This window comes from Streptomyces sp. HUAS 15-9 (assembly GCF_025642155.1).
GTDB lineage: Bacteria > Actinomycetota > Actinomycetes > Streptomycetales > Streptomycetaceae > Streptomyces.
On sequence record NZ_CP106798.1, the window covers coordinates 7,288,023 to 7,303,321 of the forward strand.

A 15,299-nucleotide genomic window follows, 5' to 3' on the forward strand; every position below is an offset into this window, starting at 1 on the left:
TCCGGATCTTTCCGGAGGGGTGATCATCGCGGCGACTCGGCTCCGCAAAGTGCGGAGTCCGGCACTGCCCCCCAAGGGAGATTCAATATGGCATCTGGCACCGTGAAGTGGTTCAACGCGGAAAAGGGCTTCGGCTTCATCGAGCAGGAGGGCGGCGGCGCTGACGTGTTCGCCCACTACTCGAACATCATCAGCAATGGTGGCTTCCGCGAGCTTCAGGAAGGCCAGAAGGTTAGCTTCGACGTCACGCAGGGCCAGAAGGGCCCGCAGGCCGAGAACATCGTTCCCGCCTGACACTGACGCGAGTCGTCGCGAGCCAGTGGTTCGCGCATCATATGGCTGGGGCCCGCGCTCTTGGGGTGCGGGCCCCAGCTCATTGTTTTTTCTCACTTTCCGGATTTTCCGGACCGCCGGCCGCCGCGCCACAGCGCCACGAGACCCGGCTCTTCTTATTTTTCGGCTCATTCTTGCGAATCCTCGTGCGGTCAGTCGCCACTGGACGGAATTCCTCGATACGCCGCATCGAGGAAGGTTCCTCCATGAACCGCACCCGTCGCACCGGCGGCACTCCTGGCAGCCGCTTCCGTACGCAGGGGACGGGCCGCCAGGCTCCCCGTCCTGGCACCGGACGAAAGAGCGGCCAGGGAGCACGCTCCGCCCCGCGCCGACAGGAGTTCGCCCTGCCTGTCACCCATACCGAGCCGCTGCCGGCGGTCGAGACGTTCCGCGAACTGGACATGCCCGCGCGGCTGCTGGCCGCGCTCGGCGCCGAGGGCTTGACCGTGCCCTTTCCGATCCAGGCGGCCACGCTGCCGAACGCGCTGGCCGGCCGAGACGTCCTGGGCCGGGGCCGTACGGGCTCGGGCAAGACGCTCGCCTTCGGTCTGCCGGTGCTGGCCCGCCTGGACGGGCAGCGGGCGCAGCCCCGGCAGCCGCTCGCCCTCGTCCTCGTACCCACCCGGGAACTGGCCCAGCAGGTCACCGACGCGCTCACCCCCTATGCCCGCGCCCTTCGGCTGCGACTCGCCACCGTGGTGGGCGGCATGTCGATAGGCCGTCAGGCGAGTGCGCTGCGCGGTGGCGCCGAGGTCGTCGTCGCGACGCCCGGCCGTCTCACGGACCTCATCGAGCGGCGAGGCTGCCGGCTGGAACAGGTCGCCGTCACCGTCCTGGACGAGGCCGACCAGATGGCCGACATGGGCTTCATGCCCCAGGTGACCGCGCTGCTCGACCAAGTCCCGTCCCGCGGCCAGCGGTTGCTCTTCTCGGCCACCCTGGACCGCAACATCGACCTCCTGGTGCGCCGGTACCTCCACGACCCCGTCGTGCACTCGGTCGACCCGCCTGCGGGAGCGGTCACCACCATGGAGCACCATCTGCTGCACGTGCGCGACACCGAGAAAGACACCGCCGCGACCGAGATCGCCGCTCGCGAGGGACGGGTGCTGATGTTCCGGGACACCAAGCACGCGGTGGACCGGCTGGCCGACCACCTGCTTTCCGTCGGGGTCCGTGCCTCGGCCCTGCACGGCGGCAAGTCCCAGACAGAGCGCAGCCGGACGCTCGCCCAGTTCAAGGACGGCCACGTCACGGTCCTGGTGGCCACCAACGTCGCCGCCCGCGGAATCCACATCGCGGGCCTCGACCTCGTCGTGAACGTCGACCCTCCCGGGGACCACAAGGATTACCTCCACCGCGGCGGCCGTACGGCACGCGCCGGCGAGTCCGGCACCGTCGTCACCCTTGTCCTGCCGCACCAGCGGCGCGCGGTGGACCGCCTGATGGCCGATGCCGGCATCGCTCCGAGTACCGTCCGGATCCGCCCGGGCGAGGCGGAACTGCATCGCATCACCGGCGCCCGCACCCCCTCCGGCGTGCCCGTCACCCTCGCCGCACCGGTCGACGGACGACGAGAGGGCAAGGGATCTGCCGACCGGAAGCGCGGGGGCCGGGCCGTCGGCCGAGCCTGTCGGCCTGCCCCGAGGAACAACCCATAGCCCAGGCACGGGGATGCGCTCACTGCGGTCGGGACGAGCCGTCGCCCGTCCTGCCCGCCCCGACGAAGAGGAGAAGCCCTTGACGCCGTTTTCGCCCCGGACACGGCAGACCGACGGTGCCGACGGCACCGGTCTGACCGCCCGTGACGCCATGCACGCCCCTGGGCCGCAGGTCGACGACCACATGGCAGTCGACGTGGCCTTGTCCGTGCTCATCGGTGCGCGCGTCCCGCACCTGCTCCTCCAGGACGAGGACGGGCGGTGCGCGGGCCTGGTCACCCGGGCCCAGCTCGCCGCGCACCGCGGCGGCTCGTGGTACAGCGACCGGACCCGGCTGCGGGACATCCCGCTCGACCGTGGACCGTTCACCTCGTCCATGGCCGCACTCGGCGAGGCGGAAGCCGCGATGCGGGACCGGACCCTGGACGTGTCCCCCGTGATCGACGAACACGGCTATGCCCTCGGCGTCCTTGCTCTCATGGCCTGACCGCCGTCCGACCGCCGTGGCGCGGTCGGCGTCTCCGGTGTTCTTCCCCACCCCTGTGGAGGCATCCATGCGCTGTGTCATCGCCCGTTACCCCTTCGACCTGACCAAGATCGAGATCGAGCAGTCCATGAGTGGGATCACGCCCGAGCCCGTCACCGGCGTATCCGTGACCATCGACCGCCGTGTCTACCCCGTGATGCAGGTCGGGGAGGTGATCACCAGGCAGAACCGCCGGGACTTCACGACGGGTGAGGTGCGCCGGGCACTGACCCGCCTCGGCTTCATCTGCCACGACGCGCGCCCGGTGAGGCCGGCCCGAGACGCGCGGGCCGACGAGGATGTGCTCGGTTGGTGACGCATTCCGGGGCGACGGCAGTCCTCTCGACTGCCGTCTCGGTGGTTGCGCGGGCAACTCGGCGGCTTCCGGTTCGAGGGACAGCCGGACCAGTCCGGCCCAGTTCTGGCCGTCCCATGGGTTGAGACCAGGACGGCTGCCCCTGTGGGCGAACGGATATTCGGGGCGCCTGGAGGAACGGGGAGTCGCGGACGGAGGGCGGGGGGAGGAACATCGGAGTCACGGAGGCAAGGTGGTGGCTGATGGGGACGCCGTCGGTGCTTTTCAGTGAGAGTCCGGAGGATCCGTTCGCTCTCGGGCATGGCGCCTCGGCCGTGTTCGACGATCAAGGCACCGTGGTCGGCTGGAGTGCACGCGCAGAGGAACTGCTGGGCTATTCGGCCAAGGAAGTGATCGGACGGGCGTGGCGGGACGTCCTGATCGACGCCCGTGATCTGCCTGCCGTGCGGTCCGTCGTCGTGGACGCCGTGCGGACGGGGGGCTGGTTCGGGGTCCTGCCCGTCCGGCACCGCGACGGACGGCGGGTCCACATGGGTTTCCGGGCCCGAGCCATCACCCGGGACGGGGACAGCCGGGAGTGGGTCCTGGTCGGCGCCCCCGCCGCCGAGGTCATCGCCTGGCAGCGGGACCGTGCGTTGCTGGACGGCCTGTACCGCCGGTCCCCGATCGGTCTGGTCACCTACGGCCCGGACAGGAGAGTGCTCCGGGTCAACCGCGCGGTGGAGAAGGCGAGCGGTGTCCCGGCCGAGTTGCCGGTGGGCCATCACCCCCGGGAATTCATGGTCGACGAGGACGCGGGTCCGGCCGATGAGCGGGTACGGCACGTCCTGGAGACCGGCGAGCCGTTGATCTTCACGGAGCAGTCCGCCCGGGCACGCCACGATCCCGGACGGGAGCGGATCGTGTCCGTCTCCGCGTTCCGGATGGAGGACCCCTCGGGCCGGGTTCTCGGCGTGGCCGAGACGATCGAGGACGTCACCGACCGCCACCGGGCCCAGCGCAGGCTCGCCCTGCTGAACGAGGCGAGCGCCCGGGTCGGAAACTCACTGGACGTGATCCGCACGGCCCGGGAACTGGCCGAGGTGGCCGTCGACGGCCTGGCCGACTACTGCTCCGTGGACCTCCTGAAGCCGGTGACACTGGGTGACGAACCACCCCCTGGTGTGAAGGGCCCGCTGCTCCGCGTGGCCCTCTCGCCCCCGGAGCGTCGCATCCCGTTCCACGAGGGCGAGGTGGTCCCGCTCCTGCCCGAGTCGGCGCAGGCGCGGTGCCTGGCCGAGCGGCGCACGATTCTCGATCGGCAGCTGTCCCTGCGCGCCGAGTGGTACGCCATGGACCGGCGACGGGTCGAGGTCGCCGCGGGCCTCGGCGTTCATTCGCTGATCGCGGTGCCCCTGGTGGCGCGCGGACTGGTACTGGGCGTGGTGAGCCTGTGGCGAGCGCGCCACTCGGAGCCCTTCGAGGACGACGACGCCGCGGTCGCCCAGGAGATCTCCTCGCGTGCGGCCGTCTGCATCGACAACGCGCGCCGCTTCACCCAGCAGCAGAGCGCCGCGCTGACTCTCCAGCGCAGTCTGCTGCCGGTCGCGGCATCCGACCTGCCGGCCGTCGAGGTGGCCTGCCGATACCTTCCCGCGAGCGGTGAACCGGGAATCGGCGGTGACTGGTTCGACGTGATCCCGTTGTCAGGAGCCCGGGTCGCGCTCGTCGTGGGGGACGTGGTCGGCCACGGGATCCACGCCGCGGCCTCGATGGGCCGCCTGCGGGCCGCCGTGCGCACCCTGGCCAGCCTCGACCTCGAACCCGGCGAGGTCGTGGCCCGGCTGGACGATCTGGTCAGTCTGCTGGCCACCGAGGTGGAGGCGAACACCGACGGCACCGGGTCGGCGGACGAGCAGGTGCTCGGCGCCACCTGCCTCTACGCGGTCTACGACCCGGTCTCCCGGCACTGCTCCCTGGCCCGCGCCGGTCACCCGGCACCCCTGGTGTCCACGCCGGACGGCGAGGTGACCGTGCTCGACCCGCCCGCGGGGCCACCGCTCGGCCTGGGCGGACTGCCGTTCGAGACGTACGACCTCGACCTCCCCGAGGGCAGCCTGCTCGCGCTTTACACCAACGGCCTCCTGGAGGCGCGCAGCGGCGACATCGACGCCGCGCTGGACAATCTGCGCGCATGTCTCGCCCGCTCCACCGACCCTCTGGACGACACCTGCCACGCCGTGATCGAAGCACTGCTGCCCGTCGGCCACGTCCCCGCCGACGACATCGCGCTGCTCATCGCCCGTACCCGGGTGCTGCCGCCGGAGAACGTCGCCTCGTGGCAGCTGCCCCTGGAAGCGACCGCCGCCGCCCGAGCCAGGGAGCTGGCCACGGCGAAACTGACCGAATGGGGGCTGGAGGAGCTGACCTTCACCACCGAGCTGGTCGCCAGCGAGCTCGTCACCAACACCTTCCGGTACGCGGAGGGCCCCATCACGCTGCGTCTGATCCGTACGCAGTGCCTGATCTGCGAGGTGTCCGACACCAGCCACACCTCCCCACACCTCAGACGGGCCCACAGCACGGACGAGGGCGGGCGCGGGCTCTTCCTGGTCGCGCAGCTCACGGAGCGCTGGGGGACCCGCTACACCCACGACGGCAAGACCGTCTGGACGGAGCAGTCCCTGCCGCCCGCGTGACGCGCGAGCGGTGGCCGCGGGGCCGTCGTCAGATCACCCGGTGGCCGTTCTCCAGCTCCGCCGTTCCCGAGCCCTGTGCCAGGACGTCCAGCGCGGCCAGGACGCGGCGGCCCAGGGCGCCGGGCAGATGGGCGGAGAGCTCCTCGCGGGGGACCAGGCGCCAGGACAGGAGCTCCTCCTCCTGGAGCTTGATCGCCGCGAACTCGGACTCGGCGAGGACCCCGCCGTCGTACAGGTACGCCACCAGCGGCGGCCGTCCCGTGCCGTGCACCCAGTCCACCGCGAGCAGTCGCCCGATCTCGCGGTCGAGGCCGATCTCCTCGGCCGTCTCACGGCGCGCGCCCTGGCGCGGTGTCTCCCCGTCGTCGGACTCGATCGTGCCGCCCGGAAGAGCCCAGCCCTCGCGGTAGTTGGGCTCGACGAGCAGCACCCGGCCCTCGGCGTCGCGGAACAGGGCGGCCGCCCCGGCGAGGATGCGGGGGAGGCCGGCGATGTATGTGGCGAAGTCTTGAGTGGTGGTCACTCGAGGAAGGGTATCCAGCCGGGTCGTTTCACAGCGTGGCGAACTCGGGGCCGGCGGCGAGGAGTTCGTCGACCGGTTCATCGACCGGTTTGTCGCCTTACCCCTCGGCCGGACGTCGGCTAGACCGCCGTATGGGTCGGCTGGACCGCCGCCCCGGCCAGGCGCAGTGTCCGCTCCGCCAGGTCGCTGATCCGGACGCCGTCGAAGCCGAACACCGCGCTGCGCACGGTGTCCTCCAGCGGGTCCTTCCACTGGGCCGGGATGGCCGCCGCGCCGGTCAGCACCCCGGCCACCGAACCCGCCGTCGCGCCGTTGGAGTCGGTGTCCAGGCCGCCGCGGACGGTGAGCGTGATGGTGCGGGTGAAGTCGCCGTCGCCGTACAGGAGCCCGGCGGTGAGGACGGCGGCGTTCGGGATGGTGTGGATCCAGCCGAGGCCCGAGGTCTCCTCGGAGACGGTCGTGAGCGTGTCCTCCCAGGTCAGGCGGGTCTCGTGGAGGGACATGACCCGGCGTACGGTACGCGCCAGACGGCAGGTCGCCGGTACGACGGTGAGCGCGGTGTCGATCGCGTGCCGCACCGTCGGCGCCGTGAACGCCGCCGAGATCAGCGCCGCGGCCCACATCGCGCCGTACACACCGTTGCCGGTGTGGGACAGCACGGCGTCCCGGCGGGCCAGGGAGGCCGCGCGCTGCGGGGCGTCCGGGCAGGTCCAGCCGTAGACGTCGGCGCGGATCAGGGCGCCGATCCACTCCTGGTACGGGTTCTCGTACGTCGCCGTCAGCGGCGGCTTCAGACCGTTGGCGAGATTGCGGTAGGCCGCGCGCTCCGCCGTGAAGGTCTGCAGATACGGCAGCCGCAGCAGCCACAAGTCTCCGACCTGCTCGGTGCTGAAGTCGAAGCCGTGGGTCTCCAGGAGGTGCAGACCCAGGATCGCGTAGTCCACGTCGTCGTCGCGGCAGCTGCCGTGGATATGGCCGCGGACGCACTGGCGCCACTCCGGGCGCAGTTGGAGGCCGTCGGTGTCGTCGGCGGGCTCGGGGAGGTAGTCGGTCAGGGGCAGGGCGGCGGCCTGCCGTAGGTAGCGGTCGATACGGTCGCGCGTCCACAGGTCGCCCTGCTCGACCGGTTTGCCGAGCATGTTGCCCGCGATCCGGCCGAGCCAGCCCCCGAGAATGCGGTCGGCGAGCTCTGGCTCAGTGCCCACAGGGGTCATGGCTCCGGTTTACCCGATTTCGGGGGCGGGCGTGCCGTATTGGGGGCTGTTCAGGGCGAGTGGCACAGGGAGTTCCCAGGGGCGTCCCAGGAGCTTCCCAGGGTTCGGGCGGGGCATGACGGCGGGGGTGTCCTGCGGTTATGGTCGCAGCGGCGCGACTGGCCCTTGCTGTGCGAGGGCCCGGAGAGCAAGGGGAATGCAAGGTGGTGGACGCTGCTGTGAACGAGACGCGAAGGGTGCTCATCGCCGCGGACAAGTTCAAGGGCTCACTGACGGCCGTCGAGGTCGCCGAGCGCGTGACAGCCGGACTGCGCCGGGTCGTGCCGGGCCTGGAGGTGGAGTCGCTGCCGGTGGCCGACGGCGGTGACGGGACGGTGGCCGCGGCGGTCGCCGCCGGCTTCGAGCGGCGGGAGGTCCGGGTCGCGGGGCCGCTGGGGCAGGAGGTCACCGCCGCGTTCGCGCTGCGCGGCGACACCGCGGTCGTGGAGATGGCGGAGGCGAGCGGGTTGCAGCGGCTGCCGGCCGGGGTCTTCGCGCCGCTCACGGCATCGACGTACGGCTCGGGAGAGCTGCTGGCGGCCGCGCTGGACGCGGGGGCGCGGACGATCGTGTTCGGCGTCGGGGGCAGTGCCACGACGGACGGCGGGGCGGGGATGCTGTCCGCGCTCGGCGCGCGTCTTCTGGACGAGGACGGGGAGCCGGTGCCGCCGGGTGGGGGCGGGCTCGCCGATCTCGTGCGGGCGGACCTGTCCGGTCTCGACCCCCGGCTGGCCGCGGTCGACCTGGTGCTCGCCAGCGACGTCGACAATCCGCTGACGGGGCCGAAGGGTGCGTCGGCGGTGTACGGCCCGCAGAAGGGGGCTTCGCCGGACGACGTGGCGGCGCTGGACGCGGCGCTCGGGCACTTCGCGAAGGTGGTCGAGGCCGCGGTGGGACCGCGGGCGGCGGAGTACGCGGCGTCGGCGGGGGCCGGGGCGGCGGGTGGCATCGGGTACGGGGCGCTGTTGCTCGGGGCGCGGTTTCGGCCCGGTATCGAGGTCATGCTGGATGTGCTGGGCTTCGCGCCCGCGCTGGAGCGGGCGTCGCTGGTGATCACGGGGGAGGGTTCCCTGGACGAGCAGACGCTGCACGGGAAGGCTCCGGTGGGGGTTGCGGCGGCTGCGCGGGGGGTGGGCAAGGAGGTTGTCGCCGTGTGCGGGAGGCTTGCGCTTGCGTCGGCGGAGCTGGAGGGGGTGGGGATCGTGCGGGCCTATCCGTTGACGTCTGTCGAACCGGATGTCGCGAAGTGCATCGCGGATGCGGGGCCGATTCTCGAGCGGGTCGCGTCGCGTATCGCGCAGGACTTCTTGCGCCCGCCCGCCCGCCCGACTCGGTGACTCGAGCAGTCACCGCCACGGGGCTCCGCCCCGGCCCCCGGCGGGGACTGCGTCCCCTGCACCCCCTGTATCCCACCTACCCGCCCGACTCGGTGACTCGAGCAGTGATCGCCACGGGGCTCCGCCCCGGCCCCCGGCGGGGACTGCGTCCCCTGCGCCCCTGACCGGTCCGGAAGCATCCAGCCCGCTCGCATCAGCAAAAGCGAAGGGCCCCGAACCCAACCAGGTCCGGGGCCCTCAGCGGCCAGCGCTACGGCAACTGCGCCGCCCGCGCCTCCCGCCTGTTGTCGCGGAAGTTGTTCACCCGGCGGGCCGTGGCGAACAGGGGGATCACCGCGCCCATCACCAGCTGCAGCGCACAGCCCGTCTGGAGGAGCAGCTGGCCGCTGGGGGCGTCGAAGGCCCAGGCGGCCAGGAGGCCCATCGACAGGACGATCCAGGCCAGCATGGCCACGGCCAGGCGGCCCCGCGGCTTCGGGTACTCCACCCGGCTCACCATCAGCCACGCCGTGCCCAGGATGGCCAGCAGCGTCGCCACGAAGGGAAGCTCCAGCAGGACGATGGAGACCACCGTCAGCGCGCCGAAGGGGGACGGCATGCCCTGGAACATGCCGTTTCTCGGCGTCACGCACGAGAAGCGCGCCAGACGCAGTACGACGGCCAAGAGCACCACGATTGCCCCGAGCGCCGCCACTCTCTGGTGCGCGTCGTCCGCCACCATGCCGTAGACGAGGACGAAGTACGCCGGCGCCAGGCCGAAGCTGATCAGGTCGGAGAGGTTGTCCAGCTCCGCGCCCATCGGCGAGCTGCGCAGCTTGCGCGCCACCAGGCCGTCGAACAGGTCGAAGACCGCCGCGCAGAGCATGAGGATGACTGCGGTGGCGGCCGAGTGACGAGCCATGCCGGCCGACTCGTCGTTGCCCGTCAGGTGCGGGATCAGGATGCCGGTGGTGGTGAAGTACACCGCCATGAAGCCGCACGTGGCGTTGCCGAGGGTGAGGGTGTCCGCTATTGAGAGGCGGAGCGAGAGAGGCATCTCCTCCTCGTCGTCCACCTCGTCGGCCTCGGGCACCCAGCCCGCCTGTGTCTCCGGATCAACCACGGTCAATGCGAGTCACCCCAGCCACCGTCTTCTGGCCGACCTCGACCGCGACCTCCACGCCCTCGGGCAGGTAGAGGTCGACACGCGAGCCGAAGCGGATCAGACCGATACGGTCGCCCTGCTCGACCTTCGTGCCCTGGGGCACGTACGGGACGATACGGCGGGCCACCGCGCCGGCGATCTGGATCATCTCGATGTCGCCGAGTTCGGTGTCGAAATGCCAGACTACGCGCTCGTTGTTCTCGCTCTCCTTGTTGAAGGCGGGAACGAAGCCACCGGGGACGTGTTCGACCGACGTGACGGTGCCGGCGAGCGGCGCGCGGTTCACGTGGACGTTGAGCGGGCTCATGAAGATCGCGACGCGGGTACGCCCGTCCTTCCACGGCATGATGCTCTGCACCACACCGTCGGCGGGCGAGATGACGCGGCCCTGGGCGATCTCGCGCTCGGGGTCGCGGAAGAACCAGAGCATGCCCGCCGCGAGCGCGGTGGCGGGCACGGCGACGGCCTTGGCGGCGCCGGAGCGGCGGGCGCGCAGAAGGCTGACGGCTGCGGTGGCGACGGTCGGGAGAAGCCACGGCGATGCTCCGCGCGCGAGGCGTACGCCGGCCAGGCTGTCTCGATGTGCAGAGGTTTGGCTGTGGGGCATGGATGACCTTCGTAGCGGATGATGCCGCGCAATGACGGGGGACGGCGGCTTTCCGGGATCGTACCGGTCTCGGGCCGTAACTGGGCAAGCGAGGAAGCCGAGTCGGCGGCCGAAGACCGCTGACGGGGTGTGATCTTCTTCTCGAAGAAAACACCCCGTATCCGGACAATCAGCCCTGGAACCGATACTCTTCGAGCAGCCTCCGGCCGATGATCATTTTCTGGATCTCGGCGGTACCTTCGCCGATCAGCAGCATCGGTGCCTCACGGTACAGGCGCTCGATCTCGTACTCCTTGGAGAAGCCGTAGCCGCCGTGGATCCGGAAGGCATCCTCCACGACCTCCTTGCAGTACTCGGAGGCGAGGTACTTCGCCATCCCGGCCTCGAGGTCGTTTCGCTCCCCCGAATCCTTTTTGCGTGCCGCGTTGACCATCATGGCATGCGCGGCCTCGACCTTGGTGCCCATCTCCGCGAGCTTGAACTGGATGGCCTGGTGCTGGGCGATCGGCTTGCCGAAAGTGTGACGTTGCTGGGCGTACTGGACGCCGAGCTCGAAGGCACGCTGGGCGACACCGCAGCCACGGGCGGCCACGTTGACCCGGCCGACCTCGACTCCGTCCATCATTTGGTAAAAACCTCGGCCGGTGACGCCGCCGAGCACCCGGTCGGCCGGAATGCGCAGGCCGTCCATGATGAGCTCGGTGGTGTCGACGCCCTTGTAGCCCATCTTGTCGATCTTTCCGGGGATGGTCAGACCCGGGCGGACCTCGCCGAAGCCGGGCTCCTTCTCCACCAGGAAGGTCGTCATCGACTTGTGGGGCGCCGTGCCCTCGGGGTGTCCTTCGTCACTTCGGACCAGAACGGCCACCAGCGACGAGGTGCCGCCGTTGGTCAGCCACATCTTCTGGCCGTTCAGGACGTACTCGTCGCCGTCCTTGACCGCCTTGGACGTGATCGCCGACACATCCGAGCCGAGGCCCGGCTCCGACATCGAGAACGCGCCCCGGATGTCGCCGGCCGCCATGCGCGGCAGGAAGTGGTCCTTCTGCTCCTGCGTGCCGTGCTGCTTGAGCATGTACGCGACGATGAAGTGCGTGTTGATGATGCCGGAGACCGACATCCAGCCACGGGCGATCTCCTCGACGCACAGGGCGTACGTCAACAGGGACTCGCCCAGGCCGCCGTACTCCTCGGGGATCATCAGACCGAACAGGCCGAGTTCCTTCAGGCCGTCCACGATCTGCTGCGGGTACTCGTCGCGGTGCTCAAGGCCGGTCGCGACCGGGATGATCTCCTTGTCCACGAAGTCGCGGACGGTGGAGAGGATCTCCTGCTGGACGTCGGTCAGACCGGCGGTCTGGGCGAGTCGGGCCATGGCTTACTTCTCCTGCTGCTTCAACTCGGGGCGGCCCGGCTGCTCGCCGCCGCGCTCCTTGATGTACGTCTCGGTGGGCACCATGACCTTGCGGCGGAAGACGCACACCAGGGTGCCGTCCTGCTTGTAGCCCTTGGTCTCGACATAGACGATGCCGCGGTCGTCCTTCGACTTCGACGGCCACTTGTCGAGCACGGTCGTCTGGCCGTAGATCGTGTCGCCGTGGAAGGTCGGCGCCACGTGCTTGAGCGACTCGATCTCCAGGTTGGCGATCGCCTTGCCGGAGATGTCCGGGACGGACATGCCGAGCAGGAGGGAGTAGATGTAGTTCCCGACGACGACGTTCTTGCCGAAGTCCGTCGTCTTCTCCGCATAGTTGGTGTCCATGTGGAGCGGGTGGTGGTTCATGGTGAGGAGACAGAACAGGTGGTCGTCGTACTCGGTGACCGTCTTGCCCGGCCAGTGCTTGTACGTCGCCCCGACCTCGAACTCCTCGTAGGTGCGTCCGAACTGCATCGCGCTCAGGCCTCCGGGATCTCGAACTTCGACGTGCGCTGCATGCCGGCGGCCCGGCCCTTGCCGGAGATGACCAGGGCCATCTTGCGGCTGGCCTCGTCGATCATCTCGTCGCCGAGCATCGCGGAGCCCTTCTTGCCGCCCGCCTCGGACGTGTAGTAGTCGTACGCGTCCAGGATCAGCTCGGCGTGGTCGTAGTCCTCCTGGGAGGGCGAGAAGATCTCGTTGGACGCCTCGACCTGGCCCGGGTGCAGCACCCACTTGCCGTCGAAGCCGAGGGCGGCGGCGCGCTGGGCGACCTCGCGGTAGCCGTCGATGTTGCGGATCTGCAGGTAGGGGCCGTCGATCGCCTGGAGGTTGTTGGCGCGGGCGGCCATCAGGATCTTCATCAGGATGTAGTGGTAGGCGTCCGCCGGGTAGCCGGGCGGCTGCTCGCCCACGACCAGCGACTTCATGTTGATGGACGCCATGAAGTCGGCCGGGCCGAAGATGATCGTCTCGACGCGCTGGGAGGCCGTCGCGATCTCGTTGACGTTGTTCAGACCCTGCGCGTTCTCGATCTGCGCCTCGATGCCGATCTTGCCGACCTCGAAGCCCATTGTCTTCTCGATCTGCGTCAGCAGCAGGTCCAGGGCGACCACCTGCTGGGCCGTCTGCACCTTCGGCAGCATGATGCAGTCGAGGTTCTGGCCCGCGCCCTCGACCACGGTCACGACGTCGCGGTACGTCCACTCGGTCGTCCAGTCGTTGACGCGCACGACCCGGGTCTTGCCGGTCCAGTCGCCCTCATTGAGGAACTTGACGATGGTGTGCCGCGCCTCGGGCTTGGCGAGCGGCGCGCACGCGTCCTCCAGGTCCAGGAAGACCTGGTCGGCCGGGAGGCCCTGCGCCTTCTCGAGGAAGCGGGGGTTGCTTCCCGGGACCGCGAGGCACGAGCGCCGCGGACGCAGACGGTTGACGGGCGTGGTCATGCGGGGACCTCCAGGGGGTCGAGCTTGTTCGCTTTCCGGATCTCGTCGACGATGCGTCCGATGATGCCGGTGATGTCGAAGTCCTTCGGAGTGAAGACCGCGGCGACTCCGGCGGCCCGCAGCTCGTCGGCGTCGCCATTCGGGATGATGCCACCGGCGATCACCGGTATATCTGTGGCACCGGCCACACGGAGGCGTTCCAGCACGTCCGGAACGAGCTGGGCGTGCGAGCCGGAGAGGATGGACAGGCCGACCGCGTGCACGTCCTCGGCCAGGGCCGCGTCCACGATCTGCTCGGGCGTCAGCCGGATGCCCTGGTAGACCACTTCGAAGCCGGCGTCACGGGCCCGTACGGCGATCTGCTCGGCGCCGTTGGAGTGCCCGTCCAGGCCGGGCTTGCCGACCAGGAAGCGCAGCTTGCCGGCGCCCAGGTCGCGGGCGGTGGCGTCCACCTTCGCGCGGACCTCGGCCAGCGCCGAACCCTGCTCGACGGGGACGGCCACCGGCGCGGACGAGACGCCTGTGGGGGCGCGGAACTCGCCGAACACCTCCCGCAGCGCGCCCGCCCATTCGCCGGTCGTGACTCCGGCGCGGGCGCACTCCAGGGTGGCCTCCATGAGGTTGTCGGTGCCCTTGGCGGCCTCCTTCAGCCGCTCCAGCGCCTTGCACGGGCGCGGGTGGTTGAAGGGCGGCTGGTAGCGCGTGTCGCGCCAGCGGCCGATCGCCTCGACGACCTGCGCCTCCACGGCCGGGTCGACGGTCTGGATCGCGGTGTCCAGGTCGGCGGTCAGCGGGTTCGGCTCGGTCGTCTCGAAGATGTTGACGCCGACGATCTTCTCCTGGCCGGACTCGATACGACCCCGGCGCTCGGCGTGCGAGGCGACCAGCTGGGACTTGAGGTAGCCGGACTCGACGGCGGCCATCGCGCCGCCCATCTCCTGGATCCGGTCGATCTCCGCGAGGGAGTCCTCGACCAGCTGGGCCACCTTCGCCTCGATGACGTGCGAGCCCTCGAAGATGTCCTCGTACTCCAGCAGATCGCTCTCGTGCGCCAGCACCTGCTGGATGCGCAGCGACCACTGCTGGTCCCAGGGGCGGGGCAGGCCGAGGGCCTCGTTCCAGGCCGGGAGCTGGACGGCACGCGCGCGTGCGTCCTTGGAGAGGGTCACGGCCAGCATCTCGAGCACGATCCGCTGGACGTTGTTCTCCGGCTGCGCCTCGGTCAGCCCGAGGGAGTTGACCTGGACGCCGTACCGGAACCGGCGCTGCTTGGGGTTCTCGATGCCGTACCGCTCGTGGGTGACCTTGTCCCAGATGCGGCCGAAGGCGCGCATCTTGCACATCTCCTCGACGAAGCGGACGCCCGCGTTCACGAAGAAGGAGATGCGCGCGACCACGTCGCCCATGCGCTCCTGCGGCACCTGGCCGGAGTCGCGCACGGCGTCGAGCACGGCGATCGCGGTGGACATCGCGTACGCGATCTCCTGCACCGGTGTGGCCCCGGCCTCCTGCAGGTGGTAGCTGCAGATGTTGATCGGGTTCCACTTCGGGATGTGGGAGACCGTGTACGCGATCATGTCCGTCGTCAGCCGGAGCGACGGCCCCGGCGGGAACACATGCGTGCCCCGGGACAGGTACTCCTTGACGATGTCGTTCTGGGTCGTCCCCTGGAGCTTGGTGATGTCCGCGCCCTGCTCCTCCGCGACGACCTGGTAGAGCGCCAGCAGCCACATGGCGGTGGCGTTGATGGTCATCGAGGTGTTCATCTGCTCCAGGGGGATGTCCTGGAACAGCCGGCGCATGTCACCGAGGTGGGAGACCGGGACCCCGACCCGGCCGACCTCGCCGCGGGCGAGGATGTGGTCGGGGTCGTAGCCGGTCTGCGTCGGCAGGTCGAACGCCACCGACAGGCCGGTCTGGCCCTTGGCGAGGTTGCGCCGGTACAGCTCGTTGGACGCCTCGGCGGTGGAGTGGCCGGCATACGTGCGCATGAGCCACGGCCGGTCCTTCTCCCGCTTCACCTCGGCGGGCTGACGCTCAGTCATCTGTGACCTCG

General features: G+C 70.1%; 15 protein-coding genes. 6 read left to right on the top strand and 9 right to left on the bottom strand.

Annotated elements, in window-relative coordinates:
- The first annotated feature begins 87 nt into the window (after positions 1-87).
- Positions 88-294, top strand: coding sequence for a cold-shock protein (locus N8I87_RS33265; RefSeq protein ID WP_020943091.1), 207 nt, complete (start codon positions 88-90; stop codon positions 292-294).
- A gap of 79 nt (positions 295-373) precedes the next feature.
- Here N8I87_RS33265 and N8I87_RS33270 read toward each other — a convergent pair whose 3' ends face one another.
- Positions 374-541, bottom strand: a complete 168-nt coding sequence (locus N8I87_RS33270; protein ID WP_263214313.1) for a hypothetical protein — start codon at positions 539-541, stop codon at positions 374-376.
- Here N8I87_RS33270 and N8I87_RS33275 point away from each other — a divergent pair.
- From N8I87_RS33275 to N8I87_RS33290, 4 genes are all read left to right on the top strand, one after another.
- A complete protein-coding gene (locus N8I87_RS33275; protein ID WP_263214315.1) occupies positions 540-1,997 on the top strand; it encodes a DEAD/DEAH box helicase in 1,458 nt (485 codons plus the stop codon). The genes N8I87_RS33270 and N8I87_RS33275 overlap by 2 nt on opposite strands.
- Positions 1,998-2,076: 79 nt before the next feature.
- Positions 2,077-2,484, top strand: a complete 408-nt coding sequence (locus tag N8I87_RS33280; protein WP_411577317.1) for a CBS domain-containing protein — start codon at positions 2,077-2,079, stop codon at positions 2,482-2,484.
- A 67-nt stretch (positions 2,485-2,551) separates the two neighbouring features.
- Positions 2,552-2,839 carry an SCO5918 family protein gene (locus N8I87_RS33285; protein WP_263214318.1) on the top strand — a complete coding sequence of 96 codons (288 nt, stop codon included), beginning with the start codon at positions 2,552-2,554 and terminating at the stop codon, positions 2,837-2,839.
- A 242-nt stretch (positions 2,840-3,081) separates the two neighbouring features.
- Positions 3,082-5,517, top strand: coding sequence for a SpoIIE family protein phosphatase (locus tag N8I87_RS33290; protein WP_263214321.1), 2,436 nt, complete (start codon positions 3,082-3,084; stop codon positions 5,515-5,517).
- Between the two features lie 28 nt (positions 5,518-5,545).
- Here the strand turns inward: N8I87_RS33290 and N8I87_RS33295 are convergent, their stop codons facing one another.
- Positions 5,546-6,040 carry an NUDIX domain-containing protein gene (locus tag N8I87_RS33295; protein ID WP_263214323.1) on the bottom strand — a complete coding sequence of 165 codons (495 nt, stop codon included), beginning with the start codon at positions 6,038-6,040 and terminating at the stop codon, positions 5,546-5,548.
- Positions 6,041-6,159: 119 nt separating this feature from the next.
- Positions 6,160-7,254 (bottom strand): ADP-ribosylglycohydrolase family protein, encoded by a 1,095-nt coding sequence (locus tag N8I87_RS33300; protein ID WP_263214324.1) that lies wholly within the window; start codon positions 7,252-7,254, stop codon positions 6,160-6,162.
- Positions 7,255-7,472: 218 nt separating this feature from the next.
- Here N8I87_RS33300 and N8I87_RS33305 point away from each other — a divergent pair, with 218 nt between their 5' ends.
- Entirely contained in the window at positions 7,473-8,630 is a 1,158-nt protein-coding gene (locus N8I87_RS33305; protein ID WP_263214326.1) for a glycerate kinase, read from the top strand.
- Between the two features lie 250 nt (positions 8,631-8,880).
- On the opposite strand, the gene pssA is transcribed toward N8I87_RS33305, so the two are convergent.
- The 6 genes from pssA to N8I87_RS33335 all read right to left on the bottom strand — a co-directional run bounded on the left by pssA (position 8,881) and on the right by N8I87_RS33335 (position 15,288).
- Positions 8,881-9,702: a CDP-diacylglycerol--serine O-phosphatidyltransferase gene (gene pssA / locus N8I87_RS33310; protein ID WP_263216781.1), complete on the bottom strand. Its 822-nt coding sequence runs from the start codon at positions 9,700-9,702 to the stop codon at positions 8,881-8,883.
- 22 nt (positions 9,703-9,724) lie between these two features.
- Complete coding sequence (locus tag N8I87_RS33315) at positions 9,725-10,381, bottom strand: phosphatidylserine decarboxylase (protein WP_263214329.1); 657 nt, start codon at positions 10,379-10,381, stop codon at positions 9,725-9,727.
- Between the two features lie 169 nt (positions 10,382-10,550).
- Positions 10,551-11,756 carry an acyl-CoA dehydrogenase family protein gene (locus N8I87_RS33320; RefSeq protein WP_263214331.1) on the bottom strand — a complete coding sequence of 402 codons (1,206 nt, stop codon included), beginning with the start codon at positions 11,754-11,756 and terminating at the stop codon, positions 10,551-10,553.
- A gap of 3 nt (positions 11,757-11,759) precedes the next feature.
- Positions 11,760-12,272, bottom strand: coding sequence for a MaoC family dehydratase (locus tag N8I87_RS33325; RefSeq protein ID WP_145884642.1), 513 nt, complete (start codon positions 12,270-12,272; stop codon positions 11,760-11,762).
- Between the two features lie 5 nt (positions 12,273-12,277).
- Positions 12,278-13,243, bottom strand: a complete 966-nt coding sequence (locus tag N8I87_RS33330) for an HpcH/HpaI aldolase/citrate lyase family protein (RefSeq protein WP_099932428.1) — start codon at positions 13,241-13,243, stop codon at positions 12,278-12,280.
- The gene (locus N8I87_RS33335; protein WP_263214334.1) at positions 13,240-15,288 is read right to left on the bottom strand and encodes a protein meaA; all 2,049 of its coding nucleotides are present in this window, start codon (positions 15,286-15,288) and stop codon (positions 13,240-13,242) included. The genes N8I87_RS33330 and N8I87_RS33335 overlap by 4 nt, the downstream gene beginning before the upstream one ends.
- Positions 15,289-15,299 lie beyond the last annotated feature (11 nt).